The sequence below is a fragment of the Rhodococcus sp. MSC1_016 genome, assembly GCF_023667485.2.
Classification (GTDB): domain Bacteria; phylum Actinomycetota; class Actinomycetes; order Mycobacteriales; family Mycobacteriaceae; genus Rhodococcus_F; species Rhodococcus_F oxybenzonivorans.
Map to the genome: position 1 here is coordinate 2,290,145 of NZ_JAMOZI020000001.1, position 21,588 is coordinate 2,311,732.

At 67.5% G+C, this 21,588-nt stretch carries 28 protein-coding genes; 22 read left to right on the forward strand and 6 right to left on the reverse strand.

Annotation, left to right across the window (positions count from 1 at the left end):
- Window positions 1-70: 70 nt before the first annotated feature.
- Window positions 71-973: an ATP-dependent DNA ligase gene (locus L1080_RS10720; protein ID WP_250768125.1), complete on the forward strand. Its 903-nt coding sequence runs from the start codon at window positions 71-73 to the stop codon at window positions 971-973.
- An 18-nt stretch (window positions 974-991) separates the two neighbouring features.
- On the opposite strand, the gene L1080_RS10725 is transcribed toward L1080_RS10720, so the two are convergent.
- The 4 genes from L1080_RS10725 to L1080_RS10740 all read right to left on the reverse strand — a co-directional run bounded on the left by L1080_RS10725 (window position 992) and on the right by L1080_RS10740 (window position 3,883).
- On the reverse strand, window positions 992-1,828 hold the full coding sequence (locus tag L1080_RS10725) for a formate/nitrite transporter family protein (protein ID WP_250768128.1): 837 nt from the start codon (window positions 1,826-1,828) through the stop codon (window positions 992-994).
- A gap of 285 nt (window positions 1,829-2,113) precedes the next feature.
- Window positions 2,114-2,596, reverse strand: coding sequence for an adenosine-specific kinase (locus L1080_RS10730; protein WP_159922376.1), 483 nt, complete (start codon window positions 2,594-2,596; stop codon window positions 2,114-2,116).
- 125 nt (window positions 2,597-2,721) lie between these two features.
- Window positions 2,722-3,519, reverse strand: a complete 798-nt coding sequence (locus L1080_RS10735) for an SDR family oxidoreductase (RefSeq protein ID WP_159927200.1) — start codon at window positions 3,517-3,519, stop codon at window positions 2,722-2,724.
- Between the two features lie 160 nt (window positions 3,520-3,679).
- Window positions 3,680-3,883 carry a cold-shock protein gene (locus L1080_RS10740; protein WP_250768572.1) on the reverse strand — a complete coding sequence of 68 codons (204 nt, stop codon included), beginning with the start codon at window positions 3,881-3,883 and terminating at the stop codon, window positions 3,680-3,682.
- Window positions 3,884-4,393: 510 nt separating this feature from the next.
- On the opposite strand from L1080_RS10740, the gene L1080_RS10745 reads away from it, so the two are divergent.
- From L1080_RS10745 to L1080_RS10755, 3 genes are all read left to right on the forward strand, one after another.
- Window positions 4,394-4,516 (forward strand): hypothetical protein, encoded by a 123-nt coding sequence (locus tag L1080_RS10745; protein ID WP_257792479.1) that lies wholly within the window; start codon window positions 4,394-4,396, stop codon window positions 4,514-4,516.
- 65 nt (window positions 4,517-4,581) lie between these two features.
- The gene (locus L1080_RS10750) at window positions 4,582-5,121 is read left to right on the forward strand and encodes a Dps family protein (protein ID WP_159922372.1); all 540 of its coding nucleotides are present in this window, start codon (window positions 4,582-4,584) and stop codon (window positions 5,119-5,121) included.
- Between the two features lie 106 nt (window positions 5,122-5,227).
- A complete protein-coding gene (locus tag L1080_RS10755) occupies window positions 5,228-5,503 on the forward strand; it encodes a GlsB/YeaQ/YmgE family stress response membrane protein (RefSeq protein WP_109329916.1) in 276 nt (91 codons plus the stop codon).
- 81 nt (window positions 5,504-5,584) lie between these two features.
- On the opposite strand, the gene L1080_RS10760 is transcribed toward L1080_RS10755, so the two are convergent.
- Window positions 5,585-6,430, reverse strand: a complete 846-nt coding sequence (locus tag L1080_RS10760; protein WP_250768131.1) for a DNA topoisomerase IB — start codon at window positions 6,428-6,430, stop codon at window positions 5,585-5,587.
- Window positions 6,431-6,583: 153 nt separating this feature from the next.
- Here L1080_RS10760 and L1080_RS10765 point away from each other — a divergent pair, with 153 nt between their 5' ends.
- From L1080_RS10765 to L1080_RS10805, 9 genes are all read left to right on the forward strand, one after another.
- Window positions 6,584-7,240 (forward strand): nucleotidyltransferase, encoded by a 657-nt coding sequence (locus tag L1080_RS10765; protein WP_236603472.1) that lies wholly within the window; start codon window positions 6,584-6,586, stop codon window positions 7,238-7,240.
- The gene (locus L1080_RS10770) at window positions 7,237-7,497 is read left to right on the forward strand and encodes a BON domain-containing protein (RefSeq protein ID WP_201453578.1); all 261 of its coding nucleotides are present in this window, start codon (window positions 7,237-7,239) and stop codon (window positions 7,495-7,497) included. Before L1080_RS10765 ends, L1080_RS10770 begins: the two co-directional genes overlap by 4 nt.
- The gene (locus L1080_RS10775; protein ID WP_201453618.1) at window positions 7,494-8,210 is read left to right on the forward strand and encodes a metallophosphoesterase family protein; all 717 of its coding nucleotides are present in this window, start codon (window positions 7,494-7,496) and stop codon (window positions 8,208-8,210) included. The genes L1080_RS10770 and L1080_RS10775 overlap by 4 nt, the downstream gene beginning before the upstream one ends.
- A 35-nt stretch (window positions 8,211-8,245) precedes the next feature.
- A complete protein-coding gene (locus tag L1080_RS10780; RefSeq protein ID WP_109329912.1) occupies window positions 8,246-8,749 on the forward strand; it encodes a DUF6328 family protein in 504 nt (167 codons plus the stop codon).
- A 127-nt stretch (window positions 8,750-8,876) separates the two neighbouring features.
- Entirely contained in the window at window positions 8,877-9,113 is a 237-nt protein-coding gene (locus L1080_RS10785; RefSeq protein ID WP_159922366.1) for a DUF3072 domain-containing protein, read from the forward strand.
- Window positions 9,114-9,192: 79 nt separating this feature from the next.
- The gene (locus L1080_RS10790) at window positions 9,193-9,651 is read left to right on the forward strand and encodes a phage holin family protein (RefSeq protein ID WP_250768134.1); all 459 of its coding nucleotides are present in this window, start codon (window positions 9,193-9,195) and stop codon (window positions 9,649-9,651) included.
- On the forward strand, window positions 9,648-9,899 hold the full coding sequence (locus L1080_RS10795) for a hypothetical protein (protein WP_159922362.1): 252 nt from the start codon (window positions 9,648-9,650) through the stop codon (window positions 9,897-9,899). Before L1080_RS10790 ends, L1080_RS10795 begins: the two co-directional genes overlap by 4 nt.
- Window positions 9,900-9,926: 27 nt before the next feature.
- Complete coding sequence (locus L1080_RS10800) at window positions 9,927-10,076, forward strand: hypothetical protein (RefSeq protein WP_201453577.1); 150 nt, start codon at window positions 9,927-9,929, stop codon at window positions 10,074-10,076.
- 63 nt (window positions 10,077-10,139) lie between these two features.
- On the forward strand, window positions 10,140-10,463 hold the full coding sequence (locus L1080_RS10805; protein WP_159922360.1) for a hypothetical protein: 324 nt from the start codon (window positions 10,140-10,142) through the stop codon (window positions 10,461-10,463).
- A gap of 87 nt (window positions 10,464-10,550) precedes the next feature.
- Here the strand turns inward: L1080_RS10805 and L1080_RS10810 are convergent, their stop codons facing one another.
- Window positions 10,551-11,378, reverse strand: coding sequence for an SDR family NAD(P)-dependent oxidoreductase (locus L1080_RS10810; protein ID WP_159922358.1), 828 nt, complete (start codon window positions 11,376-11,378; stop codon window positions 10,551-10,553).
- Between the two features lie 217 nt (window positions 11,379-11,595).
- On the opposite strand from L1080_RS10810, the gene mbp1 reads away from it, so the two are divergent.
- From mbp1 to L1080_RS10855, 9 genes are all read left to right on the forward strand, one after another.
- Window positions 11,596-11,838, forward strand: coding sequence for a microaggregate-binding protein 1 (gene mbp1, locus L1080_RS10815; RefSeq protein WP_109329899.1), 243 nt, complete (start codon window positions 11,596-11,598; stop codon window positions 11,836-11,838).
- Between the two features lie 131 nt (window positions 11,839-11,969).
- The gene (locus L1080_RS10820; protein WP_250768137.1) at window positions 11,970-12,941 is read left to right on the forward strand and encodes a glycosyltransferase; all 972 of its coding nucleotides are present in this window, start codon (window positions 11,970-11,972) and stop codon (window positions 12,939-12,941) included.
- A gap of 43 nt (window positions 12,942-12,984) precedes the next feature.
- The gene (locus L1080_RS10825) at window positions 12,985-14,199 is read left to right on the forward strand and encodes a glycosyltransferase (protein ID WP_250768574.1); all 1,215 of its coding nucleotides are present in this window, start codon (window positions 12,985-12,987) and stop codon (window positions 14,197-14,199) included.
- Window positions 14,200-14,222: 23 nt separating this feature from the next.
- A complete protein-coding gene (locus L1080_RS10830) occupies window positions 14,223-15,173 on the forward strand; it encodes a UDP-glucuronic acid decarboxylase family protein (RefSeq protein WP_250768140.1) in 951 nt (316 codons plus the stop codon).
- 119 nt (window positions 15,174-15,292) lie between these two features.
- Window positions 15,293-16,933, forward strand: coding sequence for a carbamoyltransferase family protein (locus tag L1080_RS10835; RefSeq protein ID WP_250768143.1), 1,641 nt, complete (start codon window positions 15,293-15,295; stop codon window positions 16,931-16,933).
- Between the two features lie 8 nt (window positions 16,934-16,941).
- Window positions 16,942-18,522: an HAD-IIIA family hydrolase gene (locus L1080_RS10840; protein WP_250768146.1), complete on the forward strand. Its 1,581-nt coding sequence runs from the start codon at window positions 16,942-16,944 to the stop codon at window positions 18,520-18,522.
- Window positions 18,519-19,562 carry a glycosyltransferase family 9 protein gene (locus tag L1080_RS10845; RefSeq protein ID WP_250768151.1) on the forward strand — a complete coding sequence of 348 codons (1,044 nt, stop codon included), beginning with the start codon at window positions 18,519-18,521 and terminating at the stop codon, window positions 19,560-19,562. The genes L1080_RS10840 and L1080_RS10845 overlap by 4 nt, the downstream gene beginning before the upstream one ends.
- Before the next feature lie 83 nt (window positions 19,563-19,645).
- Window positions 19,646-20,158, forward strand: coding sequence for a D-sedoheptulose-7-phosphate isomerase (locus L1080_RS10850; protein WP_159927196.1), 513 nt, complete (start codon window positions 19,646-19,648; stop codon window positions 20,156-20,158).
- Complete coding sequence (locus L1080_RS10855) at window positions 20,155-21,585, forward strand: PfkB family carbohydrate kinase (RefSeq protein WP_250768154.1); 1,431 nt, start codon at window positions 20,155-20,157, stop codon at window positions 21,583-21,585. The genes L1080_RS10850 and L1080_RS10855 overlap by 4 nt, the downstream gene beginning before the upstream one ends.
- Window positions 21,586-21,588 lie beyond the last annotated feature (3 nt).

Sequence of the window (21,588 nt, forward strand, 5' to 3'; positions counted from 1 at the left end):
CATCTCTTCGCCCGGCTTTCGCGCGCCGGGGGCACTGCCGTCGGCTGAGTACGGGGGCAGAATCGGGAGGGTGGCAATCCATCGGCCCGCACTGCCTCTGCGCCCGGTAAAACCGATGTTGGCGACGCTCGGCCCTCCCCCGGGCGGGGACGACTGGGCGGTGGAGATGAAGTTCGACGGCATCCGCGCCGTCGCCACGGTCACGGCAGACTCCGTGAATCTGTTCAGCCGCAACTGTGCCGACATCACCGCCGAGTACTCGCAGATCGCCGTCGGACTCTCCGACGTAGACGCGGGCCGTGGCGTGGTAGTCGACGGCGAGATCGTCGCTGCCGCGACTGGCCTGGCATATTGCGTCTTCGATCTGATGGCGCACCGGGGGGCGCCGATCCTGCGCTGGCCCTACGTCGAGCGCCGCCAGCTCCTGGCCGACGCCGGTCTCGAAGGCGAGGTCGTGCATGTGGCCCCGTACTGGGTCGACGTCGATGGCGAGGCAATGCTCGAGGTGGCCGACGAGCACGGTTTCGACGGGATCGTCGCGAAAAAGGTGACGTCGCCGTATCTCCCTGGACGCCGCTCACCGGACTGGGTGAAGACCCCGCTCCTCAACAGCGCAGAGGTGATCGTCGGTGGGTGGGAGGCGACCGGCCGCGGTGGGCTGCGGTCGCTGATCGTCGGTGCCCACCGAGATGGGGTCGGCTTGGTGTTCGTCGGGGAGGTCGGCTCCGGCTTCAGTGAAGCCGACCGGCGGCGGACGCTTGCGCTGCTCCGACCATTCGAACGCCCCACCAGTCCGTTCGACAACCAGGTCCCCGATGAGCTTGCCCGCCACGCCCGCTGGGTCGAACCGCTCCTCGTCGGCACCGTCGAGTACCGCGAGTTCACCCCGGACCGGCGGCTCCACCGCCCATCGTGGAGGGGTTTCCGAGCGGGCATAGACCCCAGTTGGGTGACCATCGAGAAATTGCCGTAGACCCGCGCCCCGCGGTGTTCAGAGGGTCTCGAGCTCTGCGTCGCGGGCGACAACGGGTGTGGGTGCGGTGCGCCGATGCGCTAGGTACAGGGCCAGGCCGGTGAAGATCAATCCGCCGACCAGGTTGCCGAGCACGGTGGGGATTTCGTTCCAGATCAGGTAGTCGAGGAGGGTGAAGTCGCCGCCGAGCAGCAGACCCGAGGGGAACAGGAACATATTGACGACGGAATGTTCGAATGCCATTGCGAAGAACAGCATGATGGGCATCCACATTGCGATGACCTTGCCGGGGATGTCGGTGGCGATCATTGCCCCGGCAACCCCCGTCGACACCATCCAGTTGCACAGGACGCCGCGTATGAACAGGGTCAGCATGCCTGAGGCACCGTACTCGGCGTAACCCAGTGTGCGCGATTCGCCGAGATGGCCGATGGCCTCGCCGATCTGGTTGGGCTCGGTTGCGAATCCATAGGTGAAGACGATCGCCATCATCACGGCGACAGTGAACGCGCCGAGGAAGTTGCCGAGGAACACCAGTCCCCAGTTCCGTAACACCCCGACACCGGTTATCCCCGGCCGCTTGTCGAGCCAGGCCATCGGGGCGAGCACGAAGACACCGGTGAGCAGGTCGTAGCCGAGGAGGTACAGCATGCAGAAACCGACGGGGAAGAGCAGCGCACCGATGAGCGGCTGGCCGGTCTGCACGCCGATCGTGACGGCGAAGACCGCACCGAGGGCGAGTATCGCGCCTCCCATATAGGCGCGAATCACGGTGTCGCGTGTGGACATCAACACCTTGGACGCACCGGCATCGATCATCGCCGTGACCAAGTCGGATGGCTTGACGTAGGACAACGTGGCTCTCCTTGTGGGACGGTGCCGAACTGGATGCTTCGGCATTTCGAGCGACAGTAGAAACGACGCGTTAACTATCTGAACCCGCCGATTGTCCGGCCGGTAACGAACCGCTCACGACCATCCCGCCACCTGTGTGATGAACAGGCAGTCCAACGCTAGTCGACGATGTCGACGGCGATCCTCGTCGGCCAGGCCGATACACACCGACATGGCGACAACAGTGGTCACTGTGCGCGTGTCGTCCTCACGCTCAGGGTGCGCCGACGAGATGTGACTCGACGCTCAGAGCTTGTACCCGATGGTCCTGAGGAGAGCCTTACGGTCGGCAACGTCGGCACTCGTCTCGACGCCGGCAGGTGTGAACCCGTCGATCACTCCGGCGATGCCCCTTCCGAGTTCCGTCTCGGCCACGATGATCTCGACCCGATTGGCCGTAGCGCAGAAGATGCCGCACACCTCGGGCACCTGCTTGAGCGTGTTCAGCACATTGACCGGATAACCCTCCTCCACGAACACGAAGAAGGAGTGGCCCGCACCGACCGCGACCGCGTTGCGCGTGGCCAACTCGACGAGACGGTCGTCGTTGCCCGAACAGCGCACGAGGCGGGGACCCGACGCCTCGCAGAACGCCACCCCGAACCGCAGGTGCGGACTTACTCCAGCCAGTGCTTCGTGCAGATCCTCGACCGTCTTGATGAAATGGGCCTGCCCGACGATCACATTCATGTCGTCGGGCTTGTCGATCGCCACGGTATGCAACTCCACGATCGTCTCCTCCATCGCCTGCGGCCACGCAAGCCGGCATCGATCTCAGTGTGCGCCGCTCCGGCAACGGGGACAACGCCTGTGCCGCGAGAGCACACCAGTGACTTCGCCGGGCCAGGGGTGGTTCAACCGGGCATTGTCTCGCCGCCGAGCGGTGCGAGAACCTCCCCGCTGTAGTACGACGACAGCAGACCCGCAGCGAAGAACACGTACGAGGGGGCGATCTCGTCCGGTTGCGCGGCCCGCCCGTAGGGGGCCTGTTTGCCGAAGTCCGCCACCTTCTCCTCGTCCATGGTGGCAGGAATCAGCGGTGTCCAGACCGGGCCGGGGGCGACACAGTTGACACGGATTCCCCGCTCGAGCAGTGCCTGCGCCAACGAGTACGTCAGTGCGTTCACCGCACCCTTGGTGGCGGAGTAGTCGATCAGCGACTTGTTGCCACGCAGCCCGTTCACCGAACCGGTGTTGATGATGGCCGAGCCGGGGGCCAGGTGTGGGACAGCGGCCTTGGTCACGTGGAAGAAGCTGTCGATATTGACGGAAAACGTGCGGCGCCATTGGTCGTCGGACAGGTCGAGGAAGTCATCGACGGGCTCTTGGTACGCCACGTTGTTCACGACGACGTCGAGTCCGCCCAACTCGGACACCGTGCGCTCGACGACGTCACGGCAGTGCTGCGGGTCGGCCAGGTCACCGGGGAAGACGCGGCACTTCCGGCCCTCGGCCGCGACCAGTTCAGCGGTGTGGCCGGCGTCGTCGCTCTCCTCGAGATAGGCGATGGCCACGTCGGCGCCCTCTTTCGCGAAGGCGACGGCGACTGCCCGGCCGATGCCCGAGTCGCCCCCGGTGATCAGGGCCTTCTTGCCCGCAAGCAGGTCTCTGCCGCGGTAGGCGCGCATCTCGTCCTGCGGCTGGTCGGCCATCTCGGCGGTGTGGCCGGGGTAGTCGATGGTGTGCGGGGCATGTTCGCTCACTGTTGCCTCCGAAGGGTCGAGTTCGGCTGTGTCGTCACCCCGCCGGTTACCCCGCCCGGGTGGTGTGAACCCGAACCCGGACCGCACCCCGTTGTCGCGAACCGGCCCTTCAGCGGATCCGCACGTTGCGCGCCTGGTCCCCCGTCGCCGTCCGGCACACCTCGAACCTCACGTTTTGCCCGTCGGCGAGGCAGCGATGGCCGTCTCCGGCGATTTCGGAGATGTGCACGAACACATCCTCGGACCCGTCGTCGGGGGCGATGAATCCGAACCCCTGATCCTCGTTGAACCATCGCACGGTCCCGGAGCGCAGGCCCCGATCCGTCGAGCGTGCCAGCGTATCTCCGGTGCTCATCGCACCGACCTCCGGTCGGCCATGCCTTGGAGCGCGGCCGCCACCCACAGACTCGATCCCAGCAGCCCCACCAGCAGAGTTACGTTGAGCATTGCGCCTCCTACGAACACCGGACACGACCGTGTCGCTGTCGATTCCCCCGAAGATAGGGTCTCGAAACGCGGAATGGGCGCCATTTGCGCGCAGAGGTTGCCGAATCGAAATCTTTTGGGCCGCCACCACCTTGTCGTCGCAATCAGAAGACATTCGCATGCGCACCCCACACAAGATCTGCACAAGATCTGTTTTGACAGATATAGATTTTGTTGTACGGTCGTATCGTTCGAATCTGAAGGGAACACGGAAGAACCCCGGTTCTTCCGACGAGAGGTTCCAGAAATCGGGAAGGACGACGGGCGTGATGGAGCACAGTAGTTGCGGTGGGCGGGTTCACATACTTGGTTCGCGGCTGCGGCCTGGGGGTACGCGGTGACCACGCCCGCCGGATCGACCCGGGCCGGCAGTTGGACGTTGTCGACGGAAGAGTTGAAGAACCGGCTCGAGTGGATGTTCGAGCACACCGCCACCGAGACCGCCGACTCGTCGTCCTGAACGACGTCCCCCGCGCAACCGACACCGTTGCCGGTACACGGCAGTAGCGAACGAGAGGATCGAGAATGTCGAAATTCACCGTGCCAGGCCTGTCCGCGGAGCAGGGTTCGCAAGTCGCCGACACCCTGCAGAAACGGCTCAGCGCCTACAACGATCTGCACCTGACGCTCAAGCACATCCATTGGAACGTGGTGGGGCCGAACTTCATCGGCGTCCACGAGATGATCGACCCGCAGGTCGAACTGGTCCGCGGATACGCGGATGCGGCCGCCGAGCGTATCGCCGCCCTGGGCAAGTCACCGGACGGCACACCCGCGGCCATCGGACGGGACCGTACGTGGGACGACTACTCGGTCGGCCGCGACACCGCCCAGGCGCACCTCGCCGCGCTCGATCTCGTCTACACCGGCGTCATCGAGGACAATCGCAAGGCCATCGAAGAATTCGGTGATATCGACCCCATCACCGAGGACCTGCTGATCGGGCAGACCGCCGAACTCGAGAAGTTCCAGTGGTTCGTTCGCGCTCATCTCGAAAATTCGGGTGGGTCACTCGCCAACGAAGGCGCACACTCGGAGAAGCAGGCCGCGGCGCAGGCTCGTTGATCGTCGGCATTTCTGTCCGACCCGACCACGCGTCACCTATTCGAGCGTCACCTGACCGAGTGATCCCGGCCGAACCGGGCTCGCTCGCTTCCGAAAGGACACTTCCGTGCTAGGACTGGGAATTATCGGCTGGATCATCATCGGCGGACTCGCCGGCTGGATCGGCAGCAAGATCATGAAGACCGATGCTCAGATGGGCATCCTCCTCAACATCGTCGTCGGCATCATCGGCGGACTGCTCGGTGGTTTCCTCCTCAAACTGCTCAATGTGGACGTCGAAGGGGGCGGTCTCTGGTTCAGCTTCTTCACCTGCCTCCTCGGGGCCGTGATTCTCCTGTTCCTCGTCAAGCTGGTCACCGGACGCACCGCCGCCCGCCGCTGACCGCAACCGAAGTAAAGGGGCCTGCCCATCCGAGAGGATGGGCAGGCCCCTTTTTTCGGTGTCACCGAGCGTGCTGCGGTGTCATCGGGCGAGAAGACGAATCACGGCGCGTTCGACCAACGCTCGCTCCGCATCCTCCGTGCGTGTCTTGCGTGCCCGCGCGAGCGCCCCACCGATCGTCCGTCCCGACTGGTAGGCGGTGATGACCCGAGGGTCGACATAGGACGTGCGGGCGATCTGCGGTGTATTCCCGAGCAGGTCCTTGGCGGTGTACTTCTCCCCCGCCACCTCCTTGAAGCGCGCGTTGATGTCGTCGGCATGCACCTCCGTCCAGCGGTCCCCCTTCCGGTAGACCAACAGCCGATCCGACGGCGCCCCGGTGCGCAGCAACGACCGGATCGCCGTCGCGAGCGGACCGTCCTCGATGGTCAGGGTGCGCTGCACTCCGCTCTTGGCCGGAAAGTCGAGTCGAATCTCCCCGCCCTTCACGGCCACATGATTCCGCAGCAGGGTGGCGACCCCGCGGGACCCGTTGGTTTCGGCGTACTCCTCGCTGCCGATCCGGAGGACCCCGCGGTCGAGCAGCCGCAAGGCAACCGCCTCCACCCGTTCCCGCCCACGGCCGCGGCGGCACAGGTCCGCATCGACCCGTTCCCGCAGTTCCGGCAGACGTGACGCCATGGTCAGCACCCGGTCGAACTTTTCCTCGTCCCGTTCCTGCCGCCACTGCTCGTGGTAGATGCACTGGCGGCGACCGGCAGCATCGAGTCCGACTGCCTGGATGTGGCCGTTGCGGCGCGGGCAGATCCACGCCTTACGCCACGCGGGCGGGATGACCAGTGCGTCGATCCGCGCTCGGTCCTCGTCCGACACTCCGGCCGCGCCGTCGGGTGCGTCGTACGAGAAACCCCGGCCCGCACGGGTCACTGTGCCGCAACCGCATGTACTCCCCTTAACCGTCACCTGCCCCGACACTCGTGCACCCGGATCTCGGAAGTCCCGTAATACCCGTGCCGGGGGTCCCTCACACCGCCACGTTTCGCGCGGCGAGAGTCGGGGCACCCGTAGCGGACAGGAGGTGTGAACAGCACGCACGCCGATCTTCCGCATCGGAGGCTGCCCGGGCAGAAAGCGACCGGATTCGACATGGACGAGACCGAACTTCTCCAGACGCTCACCAAGGTGGTGAGCACGCTGAACGACACGGGTATCAGGTTCGCGGTCGCCGGCGGCTGCGCCGTCTACGCGCGCGGTGGACCGCCGTCCGATCACGATGTCGACATCTTCCTGAAAGAGGAGGACGCGGAGTCCGCACTGCGCGCCCTCGAAGCCGCCGGGATGACCCGGGTGGTTCCGCCCGAGGACTGGCTCGTCAAGGTCTACGACGGTGAAGTGCTGGTCGATCTGGTCTTCCGGCCCAACTACCAGCCCGTCACCGACGAGCTCTTCGAACGCGCGACGTGGATGCGGGTCGGCCCCACCGCGGCACTGGTGATCAGTGCTACCGACCTCATGGTCGACAAACTTCTCGTGCTGGACGCGCACCGATGCGACTTCGTCCCGCTGCTGCGTATCGCCCGAGATCTGCGCGAGCAGGTCGATTGGCAGGAGGTGGAGCTCAGTGCCGGCGAATCACCCTACGCCCGAGCTTTTCTGGCACTACTCGGTGACCTTCACATCTCCGACGGCACGGGCAGTGGCCATCAGTCGCCGCCGGCAACGGAGGAGAGCGCATGAATCCGGAAGAGCAGCCGCCCCAGTACCTTGTCGCGCATCTACGGCGCGCGCTGGCGGAGGACCCACGCACGTCCGAACTCGGCGTGCGAATCTCGGTGCGAGCGAACCAGGTCTATCTGAGTGGAGAGGTGAGCTGCGCCCACCGCAGGGATGATCTGGAAGTCGTTGTGCGCGAGCACCTTCCTACCATGTCGGTGCGCAACGATGTTCAGGTCGTGGACAATCGTGAACCGGCAGGCCGAGAGGAACTCGACTGATGCGCATTGCAGCTGTCGGTGACGTGCACCTGGCCGAGGATGCGCGCGGTCTGCTTCGTCCCGCACTCGACAAACTCCACGAACACGCCGATGTGCTGTTGCTCGCGGGTGACCTGACCCGCCACGGCACCGTCGAAGAGGCTTCGGTGGTCGCCGACGAATTCCGGGATCTCGGCGTTCCGGTGATCGCGGTTCTCGGGAACCACGATCACCACTGCGATGCCGCCGATGAGATCACCGCACTGCTCGAAAGCCGGGACATCACCGTTCTCGAAGGAACCACTGCCACCGTGGCGGTGGATGGTCAGACCCTCGGCGTAGCGGGAATCAAGGGGTTCGGTGGCGGGTTCGCGGGCAAATGCGCGAGCGCCTTCGGGGAGCGGCAGATGAAGGACTTCGCCGGTCATACCGTGGAGGTCGCCGCGGAGCTACGCCGTGCCCTGTCGACCCTCGAGACCGACATCCGGGTGGCCCTCACCCACTACTCGCCGATCTCCGACACCTTGCACGGTGAGCCTCCCGAAATCTATCCCTTCCTCGGGTCGTATCTCCTCGGCGAACCGATCGACGAGTTCGGTGTCGACCTCGCCGTGCACGGCCACGCCCACGCGGGACGCGAACGCGGCACCACCCCTGGCGGCGTTCGGGTGCGCAATGTTGCGCAACCCGTGATTCACTCCGCTTACGCGGTGTACGGAATTCACACGGAATGAACGAATTCGGTACGCCGAGAGAGTAGTGATGACGGATGGACAGTGGCCGACTGGAGCGCGATGACGCGGACTGGAATTTCCGCGCCCGCCACGAGACCGAGACCCAACGACTGGACCGGAACTGGAACGGTCTGCTCCAGGAACTACGCGTCGTACAGACCGGGGTCCAACTGCTCACCGGGTTTCTTCTCACGCTGCCCTTCCAGGAAAGGTTCGGGGAGCTCACGGACGCCGAGGTTCTCATCTACCTCGTCACCGTCGCCCTCTCGGTGACATCGACCATGCTGTTGGTCGCCCCGGTAGGTATTCACCGGATGCTGTTCCGCCTGCACGCCCTGTACGACCTGGTTGCCGTGGCGCACCGGCTGGCGATCTGCGGGATCACCACGCTGGCGATGGCGCTCATCGGTGTGGTGCTGCTCATCTTCAGCTTCGTCGTCTCACCCGTCGTCGGAGTCGTCGCCGCCGCCGTGGCCGTGGCCCTGTTTCTCGGACTGTGGTTGTTCGCCCGCATACTGCAGGGGCGACACCGCAAGTGAGGGCGGCGCCAATTCCCCCTCCGGCAGATACGGCCGTTTCGGAATGTCGGCCGGCGGGCAATCGTTCGGATGCCACGTCCTCGGGTCAAAAATCCCGAACCGAACCGAACGAGCAGACAGGAATGGCATGGCCGACTCTCAATCCTCCGGACCGTCGCCGACCCCCGAGAAGGATCCGGACGACTGGATCACCGGAGACGAACCGATGACCGGGCCACAACGGTCTTACCTGCACACTCTCGCTCAGGAGCTGGGTGAGACCGTTCCCGACGACCTGACCAAGGTCACCGCATCGAAACTGATCGACGACATGCAGCGACGATCGGGGCGAGGCGCCCGCGGCGAGGACTCCTCGGACACGTGAGACCGCCGACGCGCGCTGGCCTCGGCGTTTCGTGCTGTCGGCAGCCGGGTAGGCGTTCGAGTACGAAAGGAGCAGTGACATGACGGACATCCATCGCAGTGATGCGCATCGGACCGGGTCGCCCGGTTCCACCCCGGCGGGCCGCTCGGACAACGTCGACGATCTGTCGACCGTGCAGCTCGTCGAGCGGCTCACCGAGCAGGTGTCGCAACTCGTCCGCACCGAAGTGAGTCACGCCCTGACGGAGGTCAAGGAGAAAGGCACACGGGTCGGTATCGGCGTCGGCGTGTCGGGAGCGGGCCTTCTGCTGCTGCTGTTCGGCTTGGCGACGCTCGTTGCCACGGCAGTGCTCGGGCTCTCCACAGCCCTCGAACCGTGGCTCGCCGCCCTGATCGTGGCCGCCGTGCTGATCATCGCGGGGTCGATCACCGCAGCCGTCGGCGGGCGTCGCGCCAAGAACGCGCTGCCTCCCGTTCCGGAGCAGACCACCCGCAGCGTCCGGGCGGACGTCGACACCGTCAAGGAGGGCTTCCGATGACCGAGGCACAGCAGCCGAACGGCGAGGTCCCCACGCCGAGCCCCCCGGTCGAGCAACAGCGGGCGGAACTGGCCGCCACCGTCGATGCTCTGCACAAGAAGATCGATATCGGCTCGCGGGCCAAGGCGCACGCACGCCACGACATCGAGACGCTCAAGCAGCAACCGCAACGCGTGGCAGCGGTCGGCGTCGTCGCTTCCCTCCTCCTCGTGCTGCTGGTGGTACGGCGGCGGCGGAACGCCCACTGAGATCTCCACCCTAGGAGCGTATTTCAGATGCAGAAGGACACGAACGACGACCGGGACACACCCAAGGGTGGCCGGCCCGGTCCTGCAGATCAGGGCAAGGACGGTGGCATGGCTACCCGGGAGAACGCGCCTGAATTGGCCGAGGAATCGGCGGGATCCGATGACCCCGACGAATGAGCCGGGTGCGTCACCGGATCGTCCGTATAGACGAGGTCACATGAGCACAGGAGGTCGGCAGCAGTGACGTATCAGCCGGATACCGGGGCCGGGAAGGGCCCCTCAGAGAACGAGCGTCCCCAGGACGACGCGCGGACCATCCGCGGGCACGCCGGGGAAGCGATCACCGACAGTCGCAACTGGCCGGGGTATTTCCTGATCGCCGCCGGAATCGCTGCGCTCGGGGCGACACTGGTCGGAGCAGGTTACGGTTTCGAAGGCTGGGCCGTGATCGGCGCCATCATCTGTGTGGTGTGCCTCATCGGCGGCGCCACACTCGTGCTCCTCGAGCGCAAGCGAGTCAAGGCCCTCGACGGAGAATCGCTCAGCGACCAGGAAGGTCATTGATCCGGGCTGTATCCCCTATCGGCTGACCGGAGGATTTCCCCTCCCCTGGTTGCGGCGGTGACTGTCCCGGCTGGAGACGGGGCGAAGTCAGCGAAAAGAGCCCCGTATCAGGGGTTCTCGCCGTTCGAGGATGCCGGCGGTGTGTTCTCTGACCATCTCGTCGAGGTGGTCCCCCTGCGGTGCGAGCCAGAAGTCGCCGCGATCGATGCCGTCGAAGACCCGATCGGCGAAGGTGTCCGTGTCGAGGCCGTGCGTGGTGAGCAGGTCCCGCATCTGCGTGACCATCCGCTCGACTGCGGGGTGCGACACCCGGCCGTAGGGATTCTCGAACACGGAGGTGTTCACCGGTCCTGGTGCGAGGACGCTTGCGGACACCGGGGCTTCGACCATCGCCAGTTCCATCTGCAGGCATTCGGTCAGGGCAACCACCGCGAACTTCGACGCGCTGTACGGCGACATCATCGGTCCTGGTGCGAATCCGCCGACGGAGGCGGTGTTCACCACACGACTGGTGCCGTCCTGGTCGATCATTCTGGGGACGAACGCTCGGATTCCGTTGACGACGCCTCTCACGTTGACGCCGAGCACGGTGTCCCAGTCGGATTCAGCGAGTTGCCAGATGAACCCGGCCCGCATGATGCCCGCATTGTTGAACAGCAGATCGACTCGGCCGAAGGTTTCGAAGGCGGCGTCGGCGAGGGCGTCCACGGCCGCCGGATCCGCGACGTCGGTGGGAACGGCGATGGTATCGCCGCCCAGTTCCGCGGCAAGGTCGTGCACGGCCGCGGCGTCGACGTCAGCGAGTACCAGCTGCATACCGCGCCGCCTTGCCGTCCTGGCGAGTCCTGCTCCGATCCCACTCCCCGCACCCGTGACGACCGCCACCGAGTTCGTGCGCATGTCCGGATCTGTCACGGTGAATCCCCTAACAGGAGCTGGGCGGTTCTACTCTCGGCCTCAGAATAAGAAGCGGAGCGGGCCCCGGACGCGCGGTGTCCCCCTCAGCGGGAGCCGAATACGCAGCACACGCCGAAGGGATCGCTGTCGTTTGGCCGCTACGGCGCCCGGGTAGTCGGAGCGTGTGTGCGGGGATTGTCCGTGCGCGCGTCCACCGACCAGGAGGTGCATCTCAGTGGCAGACGACAAGTCAGGTCCGGCCGAGGGTGTCAAGGGTGTCGTCGAAGACGTCAAGGGCAAAGCGAAGGAAGCAGCGGGAGCTGTGACCGGCAACGACGGCATGACTCGCGAAGGGCAGGCGCAGCAGGACAAGGCCGAGGCTCAGCGCGAAGTCGCGGAGAAGGAAGCAGCAGCCGAGAAGGCACGCGGCGAGGCGGCGGCCGAAGAAGCCCGGCAGCGCGCCGAGCAGGGTAAATAGGACGAGCAGTTCGACTGCAGGCCCCGGGCCGAGGAGTCACGGGGCCTGCAGCCGTGCGTCGTGACGCCCCTCGCGGCGCCCATTCCCGGGGTGGTCGGTTTACTTCTCCTTCTTCGGGACACTCTGTACGCATGCCGAAGCGCGAACTCGACATCGTGCTGTGGCACGTACACGGTGCGTGGACCACGGCGTTCGTTCAGGGCCGCCACCGGTACCTGATCCCGACCCTGCCGGAGGGTGGGGACTGGGGACGTGGCCGCTGCGGTCGCCCCTGGCCGGAATCTGCCCGCGAGGTCTCTCCCGAGGAGCTGCGCCGATCGAATGTGGACGTCGTGGTCCTGCAGCGCCCACACGAACTCGAACTCGCGCAGGAATGGCTCGGGCGGCAGCCCGGACGCGACGTTCCTGCACTGTATCTCGAACACAACACCCCCGCCGCCGGTGCCGCCACCACCCCGCATCCACTCGCCGGCCAGTCCGACATACCGATCGTCCACGTCACTCATTTCAATAACCTGATGTGGGACAACGGTTCTGCCCGCACGCACGTGATCTCCCACGGGATCGTCGACCCGGGACACCTCTACACCGGTGAACTACCGAGGGCCGTGACGATGATCAACGAACCGCAGCGACGGTGGCGGGTGACCGGCAGCGATCTGCTGCCGACCCTCGCGGCGGCGGCGCCGGTGGATGTGTTCGGAATCGGAACGGACACCTGGACACCGCCCGGATCGGAAGGTCGCGTGCGTGGAGGTGGTGATCTGCTCACCGCCGAACTGCACCGTGAGGTCGCCCGGCGACGCGTGTTCGTGCACACGGCGCGCTGGACTTCGCTCGGGCTGTCGCTCGTCGAGGCGATGCACCTCGGAATGCCTGTGGTGGCGGTGGCATCGACGGAGGTGCCGACTTCGGTTCCGCCGGAGGCCGGAGTCATCGCCGCCGATGTCTCTGTACTCGCACGCGCCGTCGCCGATTTCGTGCACGAACCGGACCGGGCCGAGTTGTACGGGAAGGCGGCGCGCGACTTCGCCCTCCAGAACTTCGGGTTGGGCACCTTCCTCGATCGGTGGGACGAACTCTTGGCCGAGACTTCCGAATAGAACACCCGCACAACAGAAACGGCGCGAGCCGGGACGGAGGATGATGAAAATCGCGATGGTGTCCGAACACGCCAGTCCCCTTGCCGCTCTCGGTGGCGTTGACGCCGGCGGACAGAACGTGCATGTCTCCGAACTGTCGGCCGGCCTGGTCAGGATGGGACACGAAGTGACCGTGTACACCCGTCGCGATTCGACCACGCTGCCCGACGAGGTCCCGACTCCCGCCGGTTATCGGGTGGTTCATGTGCCGGCGGGTCCGCCCCGGGTTCTCCCGAAGGACGACCTGCTGCCGTGGATGGACGATTTCGGGGTCTACCTGCGCGGTGCCTGGGCCGCGGACCGACCGGATGTCGCCCACGCCCACTTCTGGATGTCCGGACTGGCCACCCAGTCCGCTGCCCGCCCCCTCGGCGTGCCGACGGTGCAGACGTTTCATGCGCTGGGCGTGGTGAAACGTCGCTATCAGGGTGATGCCGACACCAGCCCGCACGACAGGATTCGGCTCGAGCTCGATCTCGCGAAAGCCGCCGACCGCATCGTGGCCACCTGCTCGGACGAGGTGTTCGAACTGGTGCGGATGGGTCTTCGCCGTTCGAGTGTTTCCGTTGTGCCGTGCGGGGTGGACCTCGACTTGTTCACCCCCACCGGCCCGGTGGAACCGACGCGGGCGCGTCACCGGCTCGTCACCGTGGGGCGGCTGGTGCCCAGGAAAGGGTTCGACATCGCCATCTCCGCTCTCCCGCAGCTGCCCGATATGGAGCTGGTGATCGCGGGCGGTCCCGCGCACGGCTGCCTCGCCGAGGACCCCGAGGCCGCCAGGCTGCTCCACCTCGCCGACGAGCTCGGGGTGCGGGATCGCGTCCTGATGCCCGGCCAGATCAGCCGGGAACGGATGCCCGCCCTGCTGCGCTCGGCCGACGCCGTGGTGTGCACGCCGTGGTACGAGCCGTTCGGCATCGTCCCTGTCGAGGCCATGGCCTGCGGCGTTCCCGTCGTCGCCGCCGCGGTGGGCGGCATGCTGGACACGGTGGTCGACGGCGGAACGGGTCGGCTGGTGCCCCCACGGGATCCTGATGCGCTGGCAGCGGCGCTACGACGCCTACTGGCCGACGACTCGGCGCGCGCCGCCTTCGGTGCCGCCGGTCACGACCGGGCCCGTTCCCGGTACTCCTGGGATCGGATCGCCTCGGACACGGTGCGGGCCTATCAGCGCATCAACCCGTCCGAGCAGGGCGCCGGTTCCGTCGTCGCGCGGTAACCGGAACCCGGGGCCACACGCTCATGACACGATTCGAACGCGCATTGGTCACCGGTGGCGCCGGCTTCGTCGGTTCCCACCTGTGTGAGGAACTGGTCCGGTCGGGTACAGCGGTGTGCTGCATGGACAACGGGTCGACCGGCACTCCGGCCAACGTGCAGGCACTGCGCGACTCCCCCCTGTTCGAGTACGTCGACCACGACGTGAGCGAACCGTTTCCCGACGTCGGTTCGGTCGACGTCGTCTTTCACCTCGCGTCGCCGGCGTCGCCGGTCGACTATCAACGACTGCCGGTGCAAACCCTGCTGGCCGGGTCGCACGGTACGAAGAACGGACTCGATCTGGCGGTGGCGCAGGGGGGCCGGTTCCTGCTCGCCTCGACGAGTGAGGTGTACGGAGACCCACTGGAACATCCTCAGCGCGAGAGCTATTGGGGAAATGTCAACCCGGTGGGTCCGCGCAGTGTGTACGACGAGGCCAAGCGGTACGCGGAGGCGCTGTGCGCGGCGTACGGCCGTGCGGGGCTCTGCGATATCGCCATCGCGCGAATCTTCAACACCTACGGGCCGAGGATGCGCGACGCCGACGGGCGCATGATCCCCACCTTCCTCGGTCAAGCCTTGCGCGGCGAACCGATCACCGTGGCGGGGACGGGACGGCAGACGCGGTCGATCTGTTTCGTCACCGACACCGTCGCCGGTCTGTGCGCGCTCGCCGAATCGAGGGAGCGGGGTCCGGTCAACATCGGGAATCCGGACGAGATGACGGTCCTGTCCGTGGCGGAACGCATCCTCGATCTCACCGGCAGCAGATCGCCGATCGTGCACATACCCGCTGCTCAGGACGATCCCCAGCAGCGATGTCCGGATATCGCCCGCGCCCGGAGCGCGCTCGGCTGGGCACCGCGCGTCGGCGCCGACGAGGGGCTGCGTCGCACGGTCCGATGGGTCACGGAGCGCTCCGCGGCGGCGTGAACGGGTAAATCACCTATAGGTGTTTATGGTCCCTTTCCGAGGGTAATCGCCACCCAGATCGGGCGACACCGTTCCGTGCCACGTTGGTCATCCGAATCGAGCACAACGAGAGAGGCGCTATGCGGATTCTGGGCATCAATGCCGTCTTCCACGATTCCGCGGCCGCGCTCGTCGTCGACGGGCAGATCGTGGCCGCCGCCGAGGAGGAACGATTCTCCCGGCGGAAACACGGGAAGCGGCCGGTACCCTTCTCCACCTGGGAATTACCCGAGCAGGCTGCCAGGTGGTGTCTCGAGGTCGGTGGGCTCCGTCCGCAGGATCTCGACGCCGTCGGCTACTCGTACGACCCGGAACTCGTCGACCACAGTCTCGACGGCCTCGATCCCGGGTGGGAAGAGCTGCGCACCACGTATGCGCGTCGCGCGCCGCGCTTTCTCGCCACCGCATTACCCGGCCTCGACCCCGACAAGGTGCAGTTCGTGCGGCACCATGTCGCGCACGCGGCGTCCGCCGGGCTCGTCGCCCCCTTCGGCGACGGGGCCGTCCTCACCCTCGACGGACGCGGTGAGAGTACCTCGATGCTTGCCGGTGAGTACCGCGACAGGAAGTTGGATATCCTTGCCACGCAGCAGCTTCCACACTCGCTCGGATTGATGTACGAGGACCTGACGGAGTATCTCGGGTTCGCGCGCTCGAGCGACGAGTACAAAGTGATGGCGCTCGCGTCGTACGGCAAACCCCGCCATCTCGAGTACCTTCGCGAACGGGTCGTCACCACCGACGACGGCGGATTCCGGACCCTGCCGATCGACTGGGACACGCTTGCTCCCCGCCGCGCCCCGGACGGCGAATTCGCCCCCGAACACGCCGATCTCGCGTGCTCCATCCAGACCCGCCTCGAAGAAGTCCTGCTGGAGTTGTGTTCGTGGCTGCACCGGCGCACCAATGCCACCCAACTGACCCTGGCCGGCGGTATCGCCCTCAATTGTGTTGCCAACACCCGCATCCACACCGACAGTCCGTTCGAACAGGTGTGGATACAGCCCGCCGCAGGTGATTCCGGGACCGCACTCGGCGCCGCGCTCGCCATCGCCGCCGAGGCGAGTGAACCGCCGCCCCGGTGGACGGGCGCCGCCCTCGGCCGCGGATTCTCCGACGAGGAGATCCGGGGAGCCCTCGTCGCCGCGAAGGTCCCGTTCACGGAACCGGACGATGTCGCGGCCGTCGTGGCCGAGGCGCTGGCCGACGACAAGATCGTCGCCTGGTTTCAGGGACGCGCCGAATTCGGTCCCCGGGCCCTCGGGCACCGTTCCCTCCTGGCTCACCCCGGCCGCGCCGAGAACCTCGAACGACTCAACGACGTCAAGGGCCGGGAACAGTTCCGCCCGGTGGCGCCGATGGTCGCGGCGGATCGCGTCGCCGACATCTTCAGCCGCGGGCCGATACCGAGCCCCTACATGCTGTTCGTGCACGACGTGCACCCCGCGTGGCGGGACCGGATCCCGGCGGTCACCCACGTGGACGGCACCGCGCGCATCCAGACCGTGGACGAGGGGGCCGAGCCACTGGTCGCGCGCATGCTGACCGAGTTCGAGAGGCTCACGGGCCTGCCGGTCGTCGTGAATACCAGCCTCAACACCGCAGGCCGGCCGATGGTCGACAGCCCCCGCGACGCGCTCGAGTGTTTCGGTTCGGCCCCCGTCGACCTGCTGGCGATCGGGCCTTTCGTGGTGACGCGGCCGTCGGTGACCGGTCGGTGAACCCGGTCATGAGCGAGGACGATCGGCGCGGACCCAGCGCAGTGGAAGACAGCGCACCTGGAGACACTGCACCTGGAGACAGTGCAGTCGCCTACTCGGTCGTGATCCCGACGGTGGGCAGGCCGAGTCTCGAACGTCTCCTCGGGGCGCTCGCCTCCGCCACGGGTCCGCGGCCGCACGAGATCGTGGTGGTCGACGACCGTCCCGGCGACCACGGCCCACTCCAGGTGCCTACCGGCGATCTGCCCGTGCGGCTCCTCACCTCGGGAGGCCGCGGTCCGGCGGCCGCCCGCAACGTCGGTTGGCGGGCGGCGGCGAGCCGATGGATCGCGTTCCTCGACGACGACGTGTTGGTCGCGCCCACCTGGTTCGACGACCTCGCCGCCGACCTGAAGGAGGCCGCCGCGGCCGCGGCGGACGACCCGGTCGGAGCGTCGCAGGCACGCATCGTGGTGCCGCTCCCGACGTCCCGCCCGCCCGATGACGACGAACGCAGGACCGCAGCCCTGGCCGGTGCCCGATGGATCACCGCCGACATGGCGTATCGCCGGTCCGCGCTCCAGGCCGTCGGTGGCTTCGACGAGCGGTTTCCCCGCGCCTTCCGGGAAGACGCCGACCTGGCGCTGCGCGTGATTCGCGCCGGGTACCGCATCGTCGACGGCGCCCGCGTCACCACGCATCCGCCGGGACGCGGGACCATGTTGACGAGTGTGCGGGCGCAGGCCGGCAATGCGGACAACGCCCTGATGCGCCGCAAGTTCGGCCCGCACTGGCGGCACGAGATCGGCGAGGGTCCCGGACGCATGCGGGGACACGTCCTCGCGACCGCGGCGGGAAGTCTGGCCCTGGCGCTGGGCCTGGTCGGCAAGCGGCGGGCGGCGGTGGTCGCCGGTGCACTGTGGGCCGGCAGCACCGTCGACTTCGCGGTGCGCCGAATCCTTCCCGGACCGCGTACTCCCCGCGAGGTGTTCCGAATGGCGCTCACCAGCGTCCTCATTCCCCCCGTCGCGTGCGGGTGGCGGCTGCGCGGGGAGTTTCAGGTGCGCCGGGCCGAGCGGGAACGTCCGGCCGCCGTCCTGTTCGATCGAGACGACACGATCATCGTCGACGTGCCCTATCTTTCGGACCCGGACCTCGTGCGGCCCGTTCCCGGTGCGGTCGAACTTCTCGGGCGGTTGCGCGCACACGGGGTTCCGATCGGGGTGATCAGCAACCAGTCGGGCGTCGCGAAGGGCCTGATCTCCCCGGAGCGGCTGGCCGCGGTCAATTCGCGGGTCGAGGAGGTTCTCGGGCCGTTCGACACCTGGCAGGTGTGCCCGCACGACGCCGCCGACGGCTGCGAGTGCCGCAAACCGCATCCCACGATGGTCCGGCGGGCAGCGGAGGAACTGGGGGTGGATGTACGCCGCTGCGTGCTGATCGGCGACACCGGAGCGGACGTCGACGCCGCCCTGACCGCCGGTGCGCGTGCGGTCCTCGTCCCGACGACGCGGACACTGCCCGAGGAGGTGGCGGCCGCGCACCGCAAGGCGGCCGTGGCCCCGACTCTCGTGGCCGCGGTCGCTCTGGCGATGGGAGATCGGCGATGACGGGGAACGCGTTGGTGGCCCGGTTGGACAGCGCCGGCGACGTCCTGCTCGCCGGTCCGGCGGTTCGGGCCGTGGCGCAGTCGAGCGCCCGCCTCACCATGCTGGTCGGCCCCCGCGGCCGTGCGGCGGCGCAACTGCTGCCCGGCGTCGACGACATCATCGAGTGGCAGGCGCCGTGGGTCGACTTCGAGCACTCCCCCGTCACCGCCGAATCGGTGCACCAACTGATCAAACAGGTCGAGACACTCGAACTCGACCGCGCGCTGATCCTCACCTCGTTCCACCAGTCACCGCTCCCCCTCGCCCTCGTACTCCGGATGGCCGCGGTGCCCTGGATCGGGGCGATCAGCGAGGACTACCCCGGGGCACTGCTCGACCTACGCCATCATGTCGGCGGCGACCCGCCCGAGGCCGAGCGCGCGCTGTCGCTGGCCACCGCCGCGGGGTACGCGCTGCCGGCCGGTGACCACGGCCGGCTCGAGGTTCGGCGACCCCTGCCCGACGTATCCACCGTCACCGGGGACACCCCGTACATCGTCGTCCATCCCGGGGCGGCGGTGCCCGCCCGCCGGATGTCCGTGGATCGGAGCCGCGACCTGGTCCGCGGACTGGTGGCGGCGGGTCTTCGCGTGCTGGTCACCGGGACACCTGGGGAACGGGATCTCACCCGCGACGTCGCCGGGGACTGGGCCACCGATCTGGGCGGCGCGACCGACATGTTCGAAATGGCCGCAATCCTCGCCGGCGCGCGGGTGCTGGTGGCCCCGAATACCGGGCCGGCGCACCTCGCCGCGGCCGTGGGCACGCCGGTGGTGTCCCTCTTCGCACCGGTGGTGCCCGCCGACAGGTGGGCACCCTACGGGGTTCCGCACCGGCTTCTGGGGCGCGCGAACGCACCCTGCGCCGGGACGCGGGCGCGCGAGTGCCCCGTGCCCGGTCATCCCTGTCTCGACACTGTCACCACCGAGGAGGTTCTCGCGGCCATCGAGCAGTTGACCGCGCACCCGGATGTCCGCACCGACGGAGGAGGTACGCCGTGATCGACGACCACAGAGCGGAAGACGACCGGACGTTCACGGTCGAGCATTTCGCGGAACTCAGTGATGCGCTGGCACGTAACCGAATGTGCGCACCGACCATCGCCCGCTGGGGCCGCCGCCTCGCCGAGATCTTCGCGGCCGATGGGCGGCTACTGGCATGCGGGAACGGGGGCAGCGCCGCTGAGGCGCAGCATCTGACGGGTGAACTGGTCGGCCGTTTCCGCGACGAACGCCGGCCGTTGTCGGCCATCGCCCTGCACGCCGAAACCTCGGCCGCCACCGCCATTCTCAACGACTACGGCGTCGAAGAGCTGTTCGCCCGGCAGGTCCGGGCGCACGGACGCCGCGGCGACGTCCTCGTGCTTCTGTCCACCAGCGGAACCAGTCCCAACGTGGTGGCCGCAGCCAAGGCCGCCCACGACATCGGCGTGACCACCTGGGCTCTGACGGGTCCGGCACCGAATCCTCTTGCCGCACTGTGCGATGACGCCATCGCGGTGGAAGCGCCCACGGTGGCGACGGTGCAGGAGATGCATCTTGCGCTGGTGCATGTGCTGTGCGCCGCCCTCGACGCCGAACTGGGAGTCACCTCGTGACGCCGCTCGTGGTGATCGGTGACACCCTGCTCGACGTCGACATCGAAGGTAGCGCGGACAGGTTGTGCCCGGAGGCACCGGTGCCCGTCGTCGACGTGGAGCGGCGGTGGGAACGGCCCGGCGGCGCCGGCCTCGCCGCACTCCTCGCAGCGAGATCCACCGGGCAGGTCGTGCTCGTCACCGCCCTCGGCACCGACGCCGACGCCGACCGGCTCACGAATCTGCTCGGCTCCGGTGTCGAGGTCGTCGCGGTGCCCCTCGTCGGCACCACGGTCTGCAAGACCCGGGTCCGCGCGGGAGGTCAGTCCCTGGTCCGCCTCGATTCCGGCGGCGGGATCGCAACAACCCAGCCGTTGGGAGCCCAGGTGCGGGAGGCGATCACCGGTGCGGGTGCCATCCTCGTGTCGGATTACGGACGCGGAATGGCGAACCACCCCGAGATCCGGGCGCTCGTCGCCGAGCGCGCCGCGCACGTTCCGGTGGTGTGGGATCCCCATCCCCGCGGCCCGGCACCGGTGCCGGGCGCGCGGCTGATCACACCCAACGACGCGGAGGCCACCCGAGCCGAACCCAACGCGCGTGGACCACTCGACCGGGCCGCCGGGCTGACCGTGCGGTGGGACAGCGACGCGGTGGCGGTCACGGTCGGAGCCGCCGGGGCAGCACTCGCCACCCGGTCACCAGGCACGAGCGGAATGATCGCCGTCCCCGAATCGGCCCGTCTCGCCGCGGCGAGCAGGCCCGACACGTGCGGTGCCGGAGATCGCTTCGCCAGTGCGGCGGCCACCGCACTTCTGGACGGGGCTTCGGTCGAGCAGGCGGTGACCGCGGCGGTCGAATCGGCCGCCCGCTTCGTCGGCCTCGGCGGGGCCTCCGCGGTCTCGGTGTGTTCCTCCACGCACGCGCCTTCCTTCGGCGGCGGCGACGCTCACACCGACCCGTACGCGTTCGCCGACCGCGTGCGCCGGAACGGTGGACGGCTGGTGGCGACCGGCGGCTGTTTCGACCTGCTGCACCGCGGGCACGTGAGCCTGCTTCAGCAGGCCCGCATGCTCGGTGACGCGCTGATCGTCTGCCTCAATTCGGACGACTCGGTGCGCCGCATGAAGGGCGCCGACCGTCCCCTCGTACGTGCCGAGGACCGCGCGCGGGTGTTGTCCGAACTCGGTTCGGTCGACTCCGTGGTGATTTTCGACGAGTCCTCGCCCGCCGAAATTCTGGAACGCCTGCGCCCGGATGTGTGGGTGAAGGGCGACGACTACGCAGACAGGGAGATTCCGGAAGCGGAGGTGGTGCGGCGGCACGGCGGTGACGTGGTGTTCGTGCGGGTCGTCGACGGCTACTCGACGACCCGGATGCTCGCGACCGCCCGGGCGGCAACTCGAGCCGAATCCCGTGACGGCCGCAACTACCCCGGGCCGCGGTGACGG

What these genes read in the sequence shown, in the direction of transcription:
- L1080_RS10835 (WP_250768143.1), top strand. Translation starts at nt 15,293, where the DNA reads ATGCGGATTCTGGGCATCAATGCCGTCTTCCACGATTCCGCGGCCGCG.
- L1080_RS10770 (WP_201453578.1), top strand. Translation starts at nt 7,237, where the DNA reads ATGAATCCGGAAGAGCAGCCGCCCCAGTACCTTGTCGCGCATCTACGG.
- L1080_RS10750 (WP_159922372.1), top strand. Translation starts at nt 4,582, where the DNA reads ATGTCGAAATTCACCGTGCCAGGCCTGTCCGCGGAGCAGGGTTCGCAA.
- L1080_RS10780 (WP_109329912.1), top strand. Translation starts at nt 8,246, where the DNA reads ATGGACAGTGGCCGACTGGAGCGCGATGACGCGGACTGGAATTTCCGC.
- L1080_RS10800 (WP_201453577.1), top strand. Translation starts at nt 9,927, where the DNA reads ATGCAGAAGGACACGAACGACGACCGGGACACACCCAAGGGTGGCCGG.
- L1080_RS10850 (WP_159927196.1), top strand. Translation starts at nt 19,646, where the DNA reads ATGTGCGCACCGACCATCGCCCGCTGGGGCCGCCGCCTCGCCGAGATC.
- L1080_RS10785 (WP_159922366.1), top strand. Translation starts at nt 8,877, where the DNA reads ATGGCCGACTCTCAATCCTCCGGACCGTCGCCGACCCCCGAGAAGGAT.
- L1080_RS10830 (WP_250768140.1), top strand. Translation starts at nt 14,223, where the DNA reads ATGACACGATTCGAACGCGCATTGGTCACCGGTGGCGCCGGCTTCGTC.
- L1080_RS10840 (WP_250768146.1), top strand. Translation starts at nt 16,942, where the DNA reads ATGAGCGAGGACGATCGGCGCGGACCCAGCGCAGTGGAAGACAGCGCA.
- L1080_RS10735 (WP_159927200.1), bottom strand. Translation starts at nt 3,519, where the DNA reads ATGGCCGACCAGCCGCAGGACGAGATGCGCGCCTACCGCGGCAGAGAC.
- L1080_RS10845 (WP_250768151.1), top strand. Translation starts at nt 18,519, where the DNA reads ATGACGGGGAACGCGTTGGTGGCCCGGTTGGACAGCGCCGGCGACGTC.
- L1080_RS10825 (WP_250768574.1), top strand. Translation starts at nt 12,985, where the DNA reads ATGAAAATCGCGATGGTGTCCGAACACGCCAGTCCCCTTGCCGCTCTC.
- L1080_RS10820 (WP_250768137.1), top strand. Translation starts at nt 11,970, where the DNA reads ATGCCGAAGCGCGAACTCGACATCGTGCTGTGGCACGTACACGGTGCG.
- L1080_RS10790 (WP_250768134.1), top strand. Translation starts at nt 9,193, where the DNA reads ATGACGGACATCCATCGCAGTGATGCGCATCGGACCGGGTCGCCCGGT.
- L1080_RS10795 (WP_159922362.1), top strand. Translation starts at nt 9,648, where the DNA reads ATGACCGAGGCACAGCAGCCGAACGGCGAGGTCCCCACGCCGAGCCCC.